The 14,111-nt window shown below is 71.1% G+C and carries 7 protein-coding genes; all 7 read right to left on the minus strand.

All coding sequences use genetic code 11. The features are described 5' to 3' along the window. Positions 1-30 precede the first annotated feature (30 nt). The 7 genes from addA to ahcY all read right to left on the minus strand — a co-directional run bounded on the left by addA (position 31) and on the right by ahcY (position 13,936). Positions 31-3,513, minus strand: coding sequence for a double-strand break repair helicase AddA (gene addA / locus J7U37_RS04855; RefSeq protein ID WP_247634991.1), 3,483 nt, complete (start codon positions 3,511-3,513; stop codon positions 31-33). Beyond that, positions 3,513-6,641, minus strand: a complete 3,129-nt coding sequence (gene addB / locus J7U37_RS04860; protein ID WP_247634992.1) for a double-strand break repair protein AddB — start codon at positions 6,639-6,641, stop codon at positions 3,513-3,515. Before addB ends, addA begins: the two co-directional genes overlap by 1 nt. Before the next feature lie 64 nt (positions 6,642-6,705). Next, positions 6,706-7,443, minus strand: a complete 738-nt coding sequence (locus tag J7U37_RS04865) for a nucleotidyltransferase family protein (protein WP_247634993.1) — start codon at positions 7,441-7,443, stop codon at positions 6,706-6,708. A 36-nt stretch (positions 7,444-7,479) separates the two neighbouring features. Beyond that, positions 7,480-7,905: a VOC family protein gene (locus J7U37_RS04870; protein WP_056179295.1), complete on the minus strand. Its 426-nt coding sequence runs from the start codon at positions 7,903-7,905 to the stop codon at positions 7,480-7,482. Positions 7,906-7,913: 8 nt separating this feature from the next. Further along, the gene (gene tsaE, locus J7U37_RS04875) at positions 7,914-9,440 is read right to left on the minus strand and encodes a tRNA (adenosine(37)-N6)-threonylcarbamoyltransferase complex ATPase subunit type 1 TsaE (RefSeq protein WP_247635075.1); all 1,527 of its coding nucleotides are present in this window, start codon (positions 9,438-9,440) and stop codon (positions 7,914-7,916) included. Between the two features lie 227 nt (positions 9,441-9,667). Then, positions 9,668-12,166, minus strand: coding sequence for a PAS domain-containing sensor histidine kinase (locus J7U37_RS04880; RefSeq protein WP_247634994.1), 2,499 nt, complete (start codon positions 12,164-12,166; stop codon positions 9,668-9,670). 369 nt (positions 12,167-12,535) lie between these two features. Next, positions 12,536-13,936, minus strand: a complete 1,401-nt coding sequence (gene ahcY / locus J7U37_RS04885) for an adenosylhomocysteinase (protein ID WP_056484008.1) — start codon at positions 13,934-13,936, stop codon at positions 12,536-12,538. Between the last annotated feature and the right edge of the window lie 175 nt (positions 13,937-14,111).

The following is a 14,111-nucleotide window of genomic DNA, read 5'->3' on the forward strand; positions in this document are numbered from 1 at the left end:
CCCGCCCTCCCCTCAGACTCCGCCGCCGGCTCAGGCCGCGCGGCGCGACAGGGCGTCGAGGGCTTCGGCGATCTCCGTCGGGTCGAGCCGGCGGATGACCGGACCGGAGGTCCAGACCAGCATCGGGACCACCCGGCGCCCCGGATAGATCTCGGCCAGCAGCGCGGCATAGAGGGCGATCTGCCCGGCCTCGGCGCGCGGCAGCGGCGCGCCCTCGGCGGGCGGCCGGCCGGTCTTGAAATCCGCCACCAGCACGGACTCGTCGGTCAGCGCCAGGCGATCGACCCGGCCGAAGACGGGGCGCGACACGCCCCCGACCCGCACGCGCCCGGACAGGGTGACTTCGGCCCGCGCCTCCCGGGCTAAGAGCGGAGCGAGGCCGGGTTCGTCGAGCAGCCGCAAGGTCGCGGCGACGATGCCGGCCTGCTTGGCCCGATCGAGGCCCGGCGAGCGGGCGCGGACGAAGGCGGTGGCGGCGGCCTCGCGCTGGGCCGGCTCGATTCGCGGCAGGTGCTCCACCAGCGAATGGATCAGGGTTCCGCGCCGGCGTGCCTCGCTGTCGGCCTGCCGGCGGCCCGGCTCGCGGCGGGTGTCGGCCGCCCCCAGGGCACCGGACGGGGTCACGGGCGGCGCCGCCTCGATCTCGGACGCCACCGGCGCTTCGAGCCAGGCCGGCAGTCCCGGCGCGACCGGCGCCGCCGATGCCGGAGCGGCGTGCGGCGCCGCGGTGCCGCCATCCCGCCACAGGGTCGCGGGTCCGTGCGGCGTCTCCAAAGCGTCGCCCGGCCCGAATTCCTGCTCCAGACCGGTGCGGATCATCTCGCACCAGGCCGCCTCGCTCGGGGCCTCGTGCCCGCGATAGGGCGCGATGACGAGGCGGTCGGCCGCCCGCGTCATGGCCACGTAGAGGAGGCGGTTGTGCTCCTCGCGGGCGCGCGACTGCAGGGTGGCGCGGGCTTGCGTGACGGCGTCGCAATCGCCCGCCTTGGCCCCGGCCCAGACCGGCGGGAGCGGCCGGGCACCCTGGCCGAAGCGCTGCGCCCCCGGCAGCAGCGGCAGCAGCGGCGGATCGTTGCGGCCCAGCGCCTCGCAGCCGTCGATGACGACCACCACCGGAGCCTCCAGCCCCTTGGCGCCGTGGACGGTCATCACCCGGACCTCGTCGCGCCCGGAATCGAGGTCGCGCTTGACCGTGTGGCCCCCCTCCCCGCGTCCCGGGACGATGTCGTAGCGGGCGAGAAATCCGCCGAGGGAGGGCGCATCCGGCCCCTGCTCGGCCTGCGCCGCCGTCATCAGGAAGACGTCGATGGCGTCGCCCGCCTCGCCGCCGAGGCGTGAGACCAGGGCGCGGCGCCCGCCCCGGGCCCCCAGCAGCGTCGCGTAGAACCCGAACGGCCCCTCGCAGGCGGCGAGAGCGATCCAGGATTGCAGGGCTTCGTGCCCCCGGATCGCTGCCGGATCGCCGGCCGCGGCGTGGCGCGCCAGGGCATCCTCCAGGGTCTCGTGCAGATCGCGGCGCGCCGCGATCCGGACGAGGTCGTCGTCGTCAAAACCGACCAGCGGCGTCTTGAGGGCGCCCGCCAGGGTCAGGTCGTCGGCCGGCAGCAGCCCGGCCCGACCCACCGCCACGAGATCGTTGACGGCGATATGGGCGGCGATGTCGAGGCGATCCTGGCCGGCGACGGGCACGCCGAGGGCCTTCATGGCGCGGATCACCTCCTCGAAGGCGGCCGAGCGCTTGCGCACCAGGATGAGGATGTCGCCGGGCCGCCAGACCCGGCCGGTCTCGTCGCCGGTGGTGATCCAGGTCAGGGCCGCCCGCGCGACCCGGCGCGCGGTGACGATGGCGGGCGCGTTGGTCTCGGGCGCGTCGACCGGCGCCGCCCAGGCATCGGGCTCGGGCTCGTCGGCCGGCTCCTCCAGCGGCCAGAGTTCGACCGCGCCCGGCGCCGAGGCCCGGGCCGTGCTGTGGGTGGTGCCGACGGCGGTGTCCTCGAAGGACAGGCCCTCGTAGTGCTCGGGGATCTTGAAGGTGGCGTCGACCGCCCGCAGGACGCCGCCGGCCGAGCGGAACGACAGGTTCAGGTGGACGTCCGAGAAGGCGAGATCGGCCCCTTGCGCGGCCCGCTGCCATTCCCGGCGCGTGGTCTCGAACTCGCGCGGCTCGGCGCCTTGGAAGCTGTAGATCGACTGCTTCGGATCGCCCACGGCGAAGCGGGTGCGCGCCACCTCGCGAGCGCCCTCGCCGGACGCGAACTCGGCGGTGATGCGGCGCAGGATCTCCCACTGGTGCGGGTTGGTGTCCTGCGCCTCGTCGATGAGGACGTGGTCGACGCCGCGATCGAGCTTGTAGAGCACCCAGGTGGAATCGACACGGCCGAGGAGGTCGAGGGTCTTGTGGATCAGGTCGTCGAAATCGAGCGCCCCGAGGCGGGCCTTCTGCGTCTCGACCCGGCGGTGGATCTCGGCCGCCAGGGTGAACAGGGCACGGGTGCGCTGAAGGGCCTGGACACCGCGCAACGTATCCTGCAGCGGCTCCAGCCGGTCGCGCTCGTCGCGCAGGGCCTGCTTGACGTCGTCGGGCACCGCCTTGGTGCCGAGGCTCTTGTCGGCTTTCGGCAGCCCCTCCTTGGTGAAGAAGACGCCGCGATAGATCTCCAGAGCCTCCGCCGGGGATTCGGCGCGCGCGACCTGCACCAGCCGTTCGGCGATGCCCTCGTCGGTGGCCTTGCCGGTGCGCATCCGCGCGGCGACGTCCGTCAGATCGCCGAGAACACCGTCGAGCATGCGGGCCTCGATGGCCTTCACGCTGTCGCCGGGCCGGACCCCGAGAGCGTCGGCGAGCGCGGCGAACGACCCGTCGAGCCCGAAGCGGTCGGCCAGCACGTCCCGCGCCCGCATCGCGTTGCGGATCGCCTTGCGCAGGGCGTCGCCCGTCGCCTCGGGGCCGACGATGGCCAGGGCTTCGCGCAGGTCAGGATAGGCGCCCCCGATGGCGTCGGCCAGGACGTTGCCCGTCTCGATGAGGAAGGCGTCCGCCGCCTGCGTCTCGTCCAGCACGACGAAGCGGGCCGGCACGTTCGCCTCGAAGGGGAACATGTGCAGCAGGCGCTCGCACAGGGCGTGCAGGGTCTCGATCTTCAGGCCGCCCGGCGTCTCGACGGCGCGGGCGAACAGGCGCCGCGCCACCTGCAGCGTCTTTCGCGAGGGGCGCTCGCCCGTCAGCTCGGTGAGTTCCGCCGTCAGGGTGGCGTCGTCGAGGGTGACCCAGCGGCCGAGCACGCGGAACACCCGGATCGACATGTTGGCGGCCGCCGCCTTGGTAAAGGTGAGGCACAGGATGCGGGCCGGTGGCGCCCCGTCAAGGAGCAGGCGCACGACCCGGTCGGTGAGCACCTTGGTCTTGCCCGCCCCCGCATTGGCCGAGACCCAGGCCGAGGCCCGTGGATCGGCGGCGCGGCGTTGCGAATCCTTGGTGAGATCGTCGACGACGAAGGCTTCACGGACTGACACTACGCATCTCCCTCACCGCCGAGGGACCATTCGAGCACCCGGGCCAGGTGGTCGTAATCGCCGTAGGACTTGGCGTATTTCGGGTAGGGCCGCGAGGTGTAGGCGGCCTCGCCCGTGAGAAAGCGGGCGACCAGGCCGCGGAAGCGGGCGACATGCTCGGTCACGATGGCCGGGACCTCGCGCTCGTCGCCGCGCGGGGCCTTCACGGCCAACGGCTCGAACGGTTTGCGGCCGCCCGAGGCGTGGACGTAGAGGAGATCGGGCGTCAGCGTACTGGCCGGGAAGCCCTCGAAGGCGCCCGCCATGAGCATGGCGGCCTCCAGGGTGAGTTGGGGCGAGAAACCGGCGAAGACCTCCTTGTTGCTCGGTGGCAAACCGGTCTTGAAGTCGACGATGCAGGCGCCTCCGTCGCGGCGGCGCTCGATCCGGTCGGCACGGGCCCGCAGGGTGAAGCTCTCGGTTCCCATGGGGATCACCCACTTGCCCGAGATCTCGGGATGGACCCTGGCCACATCCGCGCGCCGCTCGGTCTCCCAGTCGAGGAATTTGGACGCCAGCCGCTCGTAGCGCGGCCACCACTCGGCATAGAGCTCCGGGTAGGTGTCCGAGATCGGCCGGAAGGCGTTGAGCGCGAGGTTGAACAGCCGCTCCACGGCGGCGTCCGGCAGGGCCTCGGGATGGTCCTCGGCGAATTGTCCGAGAATGTCGTGGATCAGCGTGCCCCGATCGGCGGCGCCGGGTTCGGCCGCCACCGGATCGAGGGGGTCGAGGCCGAGCACGTGCCGGGCGAAGATGACGTAGGGGTCGCGCACCAGGGTCTCGACCTCGGTGACGCTGAGCGAGCGCGGGAACAGCGCCGGATCGGGCTTCGGCCGCGGCTGCTTCAGGCGCGGCTGGGCCGGGCCGGTGCCCTGGTCGAGGGCGGCCGCGTAGGCCGAGAAGCGGCGCCCGGCCCCGAGTGCCCGATTCCAGCACGCCTCTCCGCTGAAGGCGCGCAGGCGCTGGAGGAAGCGCGACGGCACGGTCGGCGCGCCCTCGCGCTTGGCCGCCCGGGTGACGAGGGCGTCGTGGTGGCCCAGAGCCTGGACGAAGTCGTGCGCGCTCTGGCCGATGCGGCGCTCGGGCGGGTTGAGGCCGATGCGCTCGCGCATGGGCCGGTTGAGGAAGGCGTCGGTGGTCGTCTTCATCGGCCAGACGCCCTCGTCGAGGCCACCGAGCACCACGCGGTCGACGCTCATCAGGCGGGCTTCGAGCAGGCCGAGGATGCGCAGGCGCGGATGCGGGCGCCCGTCGCTGCAGGCGACCAGGCGTTCGCGGGCGAGCGCGGTGAAGAAGGCCGGATAATCGCCGAAGCGCCCGGGCAGAAGGCCGGGCTCGGCCATCTCCAGATCGTCGAACAGGGCGTCGAGCACCCCGAGGGAGGCGTCGTCGACGGCCTCGCTTTCGGCCGCATCGATCAACATGTCGAAGGTGGCACGGTGGTTCGCCGCGTAGGCGACGAGATTCCCGACGCCCCGATGGTCGACGTCGAGAAATCCCGTGAAGGCCAGTTGCAACCGATCCAGGAGATCGGCGGCCAGATCCCAGTCCTTTTCAGTCAGGCGGCGCTTGGCGCGCGGGCGCCGTCCGGTGGCGGCCCGCTGATCGGCCAGGGCCTCGCGCAGACCCGCAAAGCCCGGCGCCGGGGCGGGGCCGCGCAGGGTGCCGATCTCCAGGGCGGCGGCGGCCCGCACCACGTCGCTGCGGGGCAGGCCGAGCCGGACATACGGGTGCGACAGGAGCGTGATGAGCCGGGCCGGCTCCAGATCGGCGGCCAGTTCCGCGGCGAGCCGGGCGAGACGCCCGGCCCGGCTGCGCGACAGGGCCTCGCCCCCGGAATCCTCGGCGACGATCCCCCAGCGCGCCAGTTCGGCCGCGACCCGTACGGCCAGGGCCCGGTCCGGCGTGACCAGGGCCGCCGTGGCGCCCGGCACTTCCAGGGTCTCCCGGAGCGCGATGGCGATGATCAGCGCCTCCTCCCGCTCGTCGGTGGCCTCGACCACGGCGAGCCCCTGCATGCCGGCCTCCGCCAGGGCCGCGCGGTCGGGCGGATCGAGATCGGCCCAGGCCTCGGTGGTCTCGGCCGGACGCAGGGCCTGCGACAGCAGGCCGAAGCGGGCGCGGCCCTCGGCGGAGGGGTCGCCGAGGGCGACCACCCGCGACCGGTCCAGGTTCAGACAGCCCGGCCCGAGGAGGCGATGCAGGATCGCCTGGGGATGGCCGTGGGCGATCTCCCGCGAGAACCCCTCGCCGGTCTCGATGGCGTCCCAGCCGGAGGCATCGAGGTCGGAATCGAGCCCCGGCAGCACCACGGCGCCACGCGGCAGGCCCGCCACCGCGCCGATGAGGCGGGCGGTCGCCGGCACCGAGCCGGTCGAACCGGCCACGATCACCGGGTCGCCCGGGCGCTCGCGGGCGAGGCGCTCGGCCTCGGCCAGGACGAGCCGGCGGGAACGGGACACCGGGTCGCTCATGCCGCGCTCGGCCAGGATACCGGGCCACGCCTCGGCGGCGATCTTCACGAAATCCAGGGTCAGGCCGAAATAGCGCGAGTACTCGGCCTCGACCGCGCCTCCGATCTCGGCCCAGGGCAGGCCCTCCACCGTGAGGGCGTCCATCAGGCGTTCGAGGTCGGCGGCGAGACCGATCGCGTCGGCCGGGGAGGACGGCACCAGGAACGGCACGTCGTCGTCGATGGGCAGCAAGGTGCGGTCCACCGCCTCGGCCCAGCTCTGCACCAGGCGCGCCAGGATCAGCCGACGCTCCAGAGGCGGCATGGCCGGGGCGAGCAGGTCCGGTCCGTTCTCCAGGAGCGGATTGGCGGCAAGATCGAGTTCCGCCTCGTCCGCCTCGCCGAGGGGTACCATGCGCGGCAGGAGGGCCGCCTGTCCCAGCCGCGCCGCCAGGATCGCCGAGAGGGCACGCACCGCCCTCTGGGTCGGCAGATAGACGGTGACGGAGGCGAGCGCGTAGGGATCGCTGCCGATGTCGCCGACCAGCCGCCCGGAGATCAGGGCCTCGGCCAGGGTCGGCAGGAAGGGCGCGGCAGGCGGAATGGTGAAGACGTGGGATTCGTCGGAGGTCGGCATGCCATGATCCATGCCACCAAATGGCGCTGCCAGGAATGCGGCGCCCTAACGATCCCCGAGCGCTTCAGACCACCGGCGCCGTCGACTTCACGCGGGCCTCGGCGGCGGTGATCGCTTCCGGCGTTCCGACATGGAGCCATTGTCCGTCGAGGCGGAGCCCGTACAGGCGCCCGGCCGCGATGGCGCGGTCGAACAGCAGGTTGAGGGAGAACGCGCCCTCGGGCGTGTCCGCGAACAGCGCCGGCTTCAGGATCGCGACGCCCGCGTAGATGAAGGGCGCCACCTCTCGTTCGCCGCGCCGCTCGAGAGCGCCGGACGAGGTCATGACGAAATCGCCGCCGCCCTCGTAGCCGAGGCTGGTGGCGGTGGGGGCGACCAGGAGCAGGATGTCCATCGTCTCCGGGTCCCAGGCGGCGATCAGGCGGCCGAGATTCGATTCCGGCCCCTCCAGCCAGAACGAATCGGCGTTGAAGACGACGAAGGGCGTGTCGCCGAGGAGCGGCAGCGCCTTCTTCACCCCGCCGCCCGTCTCCAGCAAAGACTCACGCTCGTCCGAGATCACGATCGCGGGCGCGGTCCGGCGCTTGCCGACATGGCCCTCGATCAGGTCGGCGAGGTAGTGGACGTTGACCACGGCGTCGGTGATGCCGCCCTCAGCCGCCCGGTCGAGGGCGTGGTCGAGCAGCGCGCGGCCAGCCACCTCCACCAGGGGTTTGGGCACCGTCGCGGTGATCGGGCGCATGCGCTTGCCGAGTCCGGCCGCGAGGACGAAGGCGCGGGTGATGGGAGCAGCGTCGGACATGGTGGCTTCGTCTCGTCGGGTCGGGATGGGATCGGCTCAGGCGGGCAAGCGTACGCTGCCATCGGCCAGGGGCAGCAAGTCCGGGTTCCAGGCCACCTCCCAGAGCGCACCGTCGGGATCGGAGAAGTAGCCGGAATAGCCGCCCCAGAACGCGTCCTCCGCCGGTTTCACCAGGGTGGCGCCCGCCTCGACCGCCCGCGTCAGCACAGCGTCCGTCTCGGCCCGGCTCGCGGTGTTGTAGGCGAGCGCGAAGCCCCGGAAGCCATGGCCCTGCGGGGCGATTCCCGCATCCCCGGCCAGGGCCGCGCGCGGATACAGGGACAGCACGAGGCCGCCGACCTGAAAGAAGGCGACGCCCTCCGTCGCATAGGTCGAGCGCGTCCAGCCCAAGGCCTCGTAAAAGCGCACGGCCCGGGTGAGATCGGCAACTCCGAGAGTGAGGAGGGTGAGGCGGGGCTGCATCCTGGGTCTCACGCCTCCTCGGCCGCGTCCGGGGCGGCCTTCGGCACGAGGTGCGGCAGGTGCGCCTCGTGCCACAGGCGCAGGCGGGTCAGGGCCGGGTGGTTGAGGTTGCGGGCGAGATAGGCCTCGATGCGCGGCAGGTGGGCAAGGTAGCCGGGCTTGCCGTCGCGCCGGTCGAGGCGGGCGAAGATGCCGAGGATCTTAGTGGCGCGCTGGGCCGCCAGCACCGCGTAGGCCCGGGCGAAGGTCTGCATGTCGAACTCGGGCTCGCGGGCCCGGCGCTCGCGGACGTAGAGCCCGAGCAGGCGCAGTTCGAACTCGGCGGTCGCATCGACCCGCGCGTCCTGAAGCAGCGAGGCGACATCGTAGGCGGGATGACCCAGGACCGCGTCCTGGAAGTCGATGACGCCGATGCGCTCCAGCCCCTCGCGGTCCGGCAGCCAGATCAGGTTCGGCGAGTGATAGTCGCGCAGAGTCCAGGTCGGGCGATCGGGCTTGATGCTGTCGAGCACCTCCGCCCACAGGGCCACGAACTCGGACCGGGCGGCATGGGGCAGCTCGGCGCCCCGGACCGACGGGCAGTACCAGTCGGGCAGCAGCTCGGTCTCGAACACCAGGGCTTCGAGGTCATAGGGCGGGAGCACGTGGTCGATCCCGTCGGCCACCGGCAGGACGCCGGGGAGTTCGGTGGCGTGGAGCTTCGCCAGCAGGCGCACCGCCTCGGCGTAGCGCTCCGGACGGGGGCCATTGGCATCCACCACCGGCTCGGAGCCGAGGTCCTCGATGATCAGCAGGCCCTCGGCGAGGTCCTCGCCGTAGATCCGCGGCGCCGAGAAGCCGAGGGCACGCAGGCCCCGGTCGACGCCCACGAAGGCATGCACGGTCTCGGCGAGCTTGACGATGGCGCTGTAGGGGCGGCCGTTGCGCACCGGCGGGCCGTCCGGACGGGGCGGCGAGATCATCAGCACCGCGCTCTTCCCGTCCGGCTTCACCAGCCGCTCGTAGGCGCGCGACGAGGCATCGCCCTGCATGTTGATGCGGGTGGCCTCGTCCCAGCCGCTGCGGACCAGGAGGAGCCGGAGGGCGCGAGCCCGCTTGAGTCGCGCGTCCATGCCACCGCTGCCGTCGATGCGGGCGAAGCGGGCGCCATCGCCGAACTCGGCCCGGAGCGAGAGATCGATCCACAACATCGGCGCGTCGCGGGGGCCGAGGCGCTCGGGCCATTCCACCAACGTGATGGCGGTCTCGGCCATCTCGTCGAAGCCGAGTTCGACGAGTTCGTCGGGGCTGCGCAGGCGGTACAGGTCGGCATGCACGATCGGGCGACCGTTGGCCGCTTCGTAGGGCTGCATCAGCGTGAAGGTCGGGCTCGGCACATCGAGAGCCGGATCGCCGACCAGTTCGCGGATCAGCGCGCGGGCCAGGGTGGTCTTGCCGCCGCCGAGGCCGCCGGACAGGGCGACGATGTCGCCCGGCACCAGGAACTCAGCGAGGAAGCGGCCGAGATCCTCGGTGGCGCCCTCCTCCGGGAGCATGATCTCCCAGGCCGATTTCACCTCACGCTGGGGTGTGTCGGCACCATCCTCGTTCAACGCCCAACTCCTTCATGGCCGTGCGCCGTCGCGATCGGACCCGGATCGCGCGGAGACACGCTGTCATACCGGTGCATCCTTAACCAAATCGCGGGACCCACGAAGGCTCCCTCCCGTCGGTCCAAGGCTCCTTCCCAACGGTCATCGAGTCGTTGGTCCGACGAAGGCCGCTACTCGGCGGCATCCCGCCGCGCGCTCGGCTCGCTGATGGGAAAGGTGCAGGTGACGCGGGTGCCCGCGCCCGGGGCCGATTCCAGGCTGACGCGGCCGCCATGCAGTTCCACGAACGACCGGACGATCGACAGACCGAGCCCGACCCCGCGATGGCGCGTGCCCAGGGTGTTGCTCTCGAACCGGTCGAACACCCGCGCGGCGACCTCGTCCGGCATGCCCTGGCCCTGGTCCACCACCGCCAGGGTGAGTTCGGCGGCGTTGCGCCGGACCTCGACGCGGACCTGCTGGCCCGGCGACGAGAAGCCGACCGCGTTCGACAGGAGATTGAACAGGATCTGGCGCACGCGCTTGCCGTCGGCGACGAAGCTGCCGACGTCGTCGGGCACGTCGAGGTCGAGGGTGATGGCGGAATCGGCGAGCCGGTCCTCCAGGCCGCGCACGGCGGCGTCGACGGTGGAACGGACGTCGACCACCTCCCGGGACAGTTCGAGCGAGCCGGCATCGATGGAGGCGAGGTCGAGGATGTCGTTGATCATCACCAGCAGCGCGCCCGACGAGCGCATGATGTGACCGGAATATTCGCGCTGGCGCTCGTTGAGGGCGCCCACCGTCTCGTCGCCGAGGAGCTGGGTGAAGCCGATGATGTTGGTGAGCGGCGAGCGCAGCTCGTAGGAGACGTGATTCACGAAGGTGTCGCGCAGCTGCGAGGTGCGCTCCAGGGCGTCGTTCTTGTCGGTCAGCGCGCGCTCGACATTCACACTGGCGGTGACGTCGATCAGGGTGAGCAGGGTCGCGCCCTCGGGCAGCGGCTGGGCGGCGCAATCCAGCACCGTGCCGTCGACGATCTCCAGGCGACAGGTCAGACCGGCGCGGCTCTCGAGCCCCGTGATGGCACCGCGGATGTCGATCCACGGGTCCTCGTCGGGCGAGAGCGTCTGGCAGGCGGCGATGACCGCATCGACCCGGGGACGCTCGCCCAGGGTCTCGGGGTCGAGGCGCCACAGGGTGGCGAAGGCACGGTTGGCGAAGGTGAGGCGGCCATCGGCGCCGAACACCGCCACGGGCTCCTTGAGGGTGTCGAGGGTCTCGGCCTGCACCCGCATCAGCGCGTTGTAGCGCGACTCGAGCTTCATGTTCTCGGAAACGTCGTCGAACAGGTAGGTCAGGCCGCCCTGCGGGTTGGGGTCGGCGACGACCCGGAGGGAGCGCCCGTCGGGCAGGTACCACCAGGCTTCGTTGGCCTCGACCGCGCGATAGGCGGCCAGCACGTCGGCCTTCCAGGACTTGAAGTCGGCCTGTTCGGGCAACTTGCGCAGGGCCCGCAGCCGGTCGAGGATCTCGCCGTCGAGGGGGCGGCTGTCGAGGAAAGCCTGATCGAGGTCCCAGAGCTGGCGATAGGCGGTGTTGTGGAAGATCAGGCGCTGGCGGGCGTCGAACATCGCCACGGCGGTCGGCAACTGATCGAGGGTGCGGACATTGGCGTCCATCTGGCGCTGGAGGTCGGCGCGCACGCTTTCCAGCTCCGAGACGTCGACCGCGATGCCGACGCGGCCGGTCTCGATCGCGGTCTCGGTCACGTCCAGGGTCCGGCGCCCGCCGGCCACGACGGCGGAAAGGCGATGGGCGGCGCGACCGCCGGCGGCGAGCCGGGCGGCATCGTCGCGGGCGATGAACTCGCGCGCCTGCCGGTCGAGCAGCTCGACGCCGCCCTCGAGGGCGTTCTCGCGGGTCCCCGCCTCCACCGCCGCCACGTAGGCGAGGTTGACCCAGGCCAGGGCGCCGTCGCGGTTGCGGCGCCAGACCGGCTGCGGGATCGCGTCGAGGAGGCTGCCCAGGGCGGAGAGGCCGCGCTTGGCCTCATACAGGGTGAGACGCAGGTCGATGAGTTCGCGCTTCTCGTCCGTGGTCTCGCGCAGGCGCAGGATCGCGCGGCCGGACAGGGCCTGCCCATGCGCGTCGATGAAGCGGCCGGACTGGGTGCGCAGGCTCAGGCGGAACCCGGTTCCGCGCGCTCGCAGGGCCTCGACCGCCGTGTTGAGCGCATCGGCATCGACCGCGTGCAGCCAGGTCTCGAAGCTGAGGAAGCCCGCAATCGGGCCGGCGGCGGCGCGCTTGCCGTCGATGAGGCCGATATCACCCTCGACCGTCGGCGTTCCGCGGCCGGACCACGTCACCAGCACCTGGCGCTCGGCGTTGAGCAGCATCTCGGCACGGTCGTGCGATTCGCGCAACGCCGAGAGTTCGTTGACGAGGTCGCGCTCGCGCCGGGTCCAGCGGCTGCGCTCGCGCATGTGCAGCAGGGCGACGATGGTGGCGAACACCGTCAGGCCGATGAGGATCGCGAGCCCGGCCGCGTTGTGCGTGTACTGCCCGACCCCCGATGCGACAGCGCTGACGTCTATCCCCGGTCCGGCCGCGCGCGCCGGAGTGCCGGCGACGGCGACGACAAGGGAGCCGACGCACAGCAGAATGCGCGCCGCTCGATCGACCCTCATGATCCGTCCCGCCTCCACGAATCTTCGATGAGACGCCAGAGCGCGCCCTTCCCGCAGCCGCCTGAAGGCCGGCTGCGAGCCACTCCATCTGAGGAATCCGCCCACACTAGCGCGAGGCGGAATCCTCCCGGAAGAGGGTTAAGCTTAACTTTAGAGCCTTCAAGGGCGATGGGCGGCGGAGGGCGCAGAAAAGCCACACTGCGGCGCCCGGAAACGCGCCGCGGGTCCGAACACCCTCAGGCCCGGCGCAACGCAATACGTGTCGCAAAACGCAAGAAGCCTCGCAAAACGCAAGAAGCCCGGCACATGGCCGGGCTTCGCGCGCCGCGTCAAGCGTCGGACGGTGCCCCGGAGGGCACCGCACCGGGCTCAGTAGCGGTAGTGGTCGGGCTTGAACGGGCCGTTCTCGGAGACGCCGATATAGGCGGCCTGGTCGGGACGGAGCTTCGAGAGCTTCACGCCGATCTTCTCGAGGTGGAGGAGCGCCACCTTCTCATCGAGGGCCTTCGGCAGGGTGTAGACCTGCTTCTCGTACTTGCCCGGGTTGGTCCAGAGTTCGATCTGGGCCAGGGTCTGGTTGGTGAACGAGGCCGACATCACGAAGGACGGGTGGCCGGTGGCGTTGCCGAGGTTCACCAGGCGTCCCTCCGACAGGAGGATGATGCGGTGGCCGTCGGGGAAGGTGATCTCATCCACCTGCGGCTTGATGTTCGACCACTGCATGTTCTTCAGGCCGGCGACCTGAATCTCGTTGTCGAAGTGGCCGATGTTGCAGACGATCGCACGGTCCTTCATGGCCCGCATGTGCTCGATCGTGATGATGTCCTTGTTGCCGGTGGCGGTCACGAAGATGTCGGCGCGCGGGGCGGCGTCCTCCATCGTGACGACTTCGTAGCCTTCCATCGCGGCCTGGAGCGCGCAGATCGGATCGACCTCGGAGACCAGCACGCGGCAGCCGGCATGGCGCAGCGACGAGGCCGAACCCTTGCCGACGTCGCCGAAGCCGGCAACCATGGCGACCTTGCCGGCCATCATCACGTCGGTGCCGCGGCGGATGCCGTCGACCAGCGACTCACGGCAGCCGTAGAGGTTGTCGAACTTCGACTTGGTGACGGCGTCGTTCACGTTGATCGCCGGGAAGAGCAGCTTGCCCTCCTTGGCGAGATTGTAGAGGCGGTGAACGCCGGTGGTGGTCTCCTCGGAGACGCCCTTGATCGAGTCGGCGAGACCGGCGAACCAGCCCTTCGGCTTCTCGGCGAGCTTCTTCTTCAGAAGCGCGAAGAAGATCTCCTCCTCCTCGGATTCCGGCTTGTCGAGGAAGGCGGTGTCGCCGTTCTCGGCGCGCAGGCCCAGGTGCACGAACATGGTGGCATCGCCGCCATCATCGAGGATCATGTTCGGCAGGCCGCCGTCATGCCAGTCGAACAGCTTCGAGGTGTAGTCCCAGTATTCCTCGAGGGTCTCGCCCTTGATGGCGAAGACCGGGATGCCGGCGGCCGCGATGGCGGCGGCGGCGTGGTCCTGGGTCGAGTAGATGTTGCAGGAGACCCAGCGGATGTCGGCGCCGAGCGCCTTCAGGGTCTCGATCAGCACGGCCGTCTGGATCGTCATGTGCAGCGAGCCGGCGATCTTCGCGCCCTTGAGCGGCTGCGACGGACCGAACTCCTCGCGCGTGGCCATCAGGCCCGGCATCTCGGTCTCGGCGATCGAGATCTCCTTGCGGCCGTAATCGGCCAGACCGATGTCCTTGACGATGTAATCCTGGGCCATTTCGTAATCGCTCCGTCTCTCGTTGCGTGTCGGCGAGGGCTATAGCAGGGCGGGCGACGGGAGGCAATCAAGATATAAAGATGTCTTTATGCGAGGATCGAGGCCTGCGCCCGTGCGTCGCTTGCGTGCGGAATCCCTGACAAATCCCGTCCAACGTGTACCAAGGGATCATGGA

Source organism: Methylobacterium sp. 37f (assembly GCF_023093475.1).
Taxonomy (GTDB): Bacteria; Pseudomonadota; Alphaproteobacteria; order Rhizobiales; family Beijerinckiaceae; genus Methylobacterium.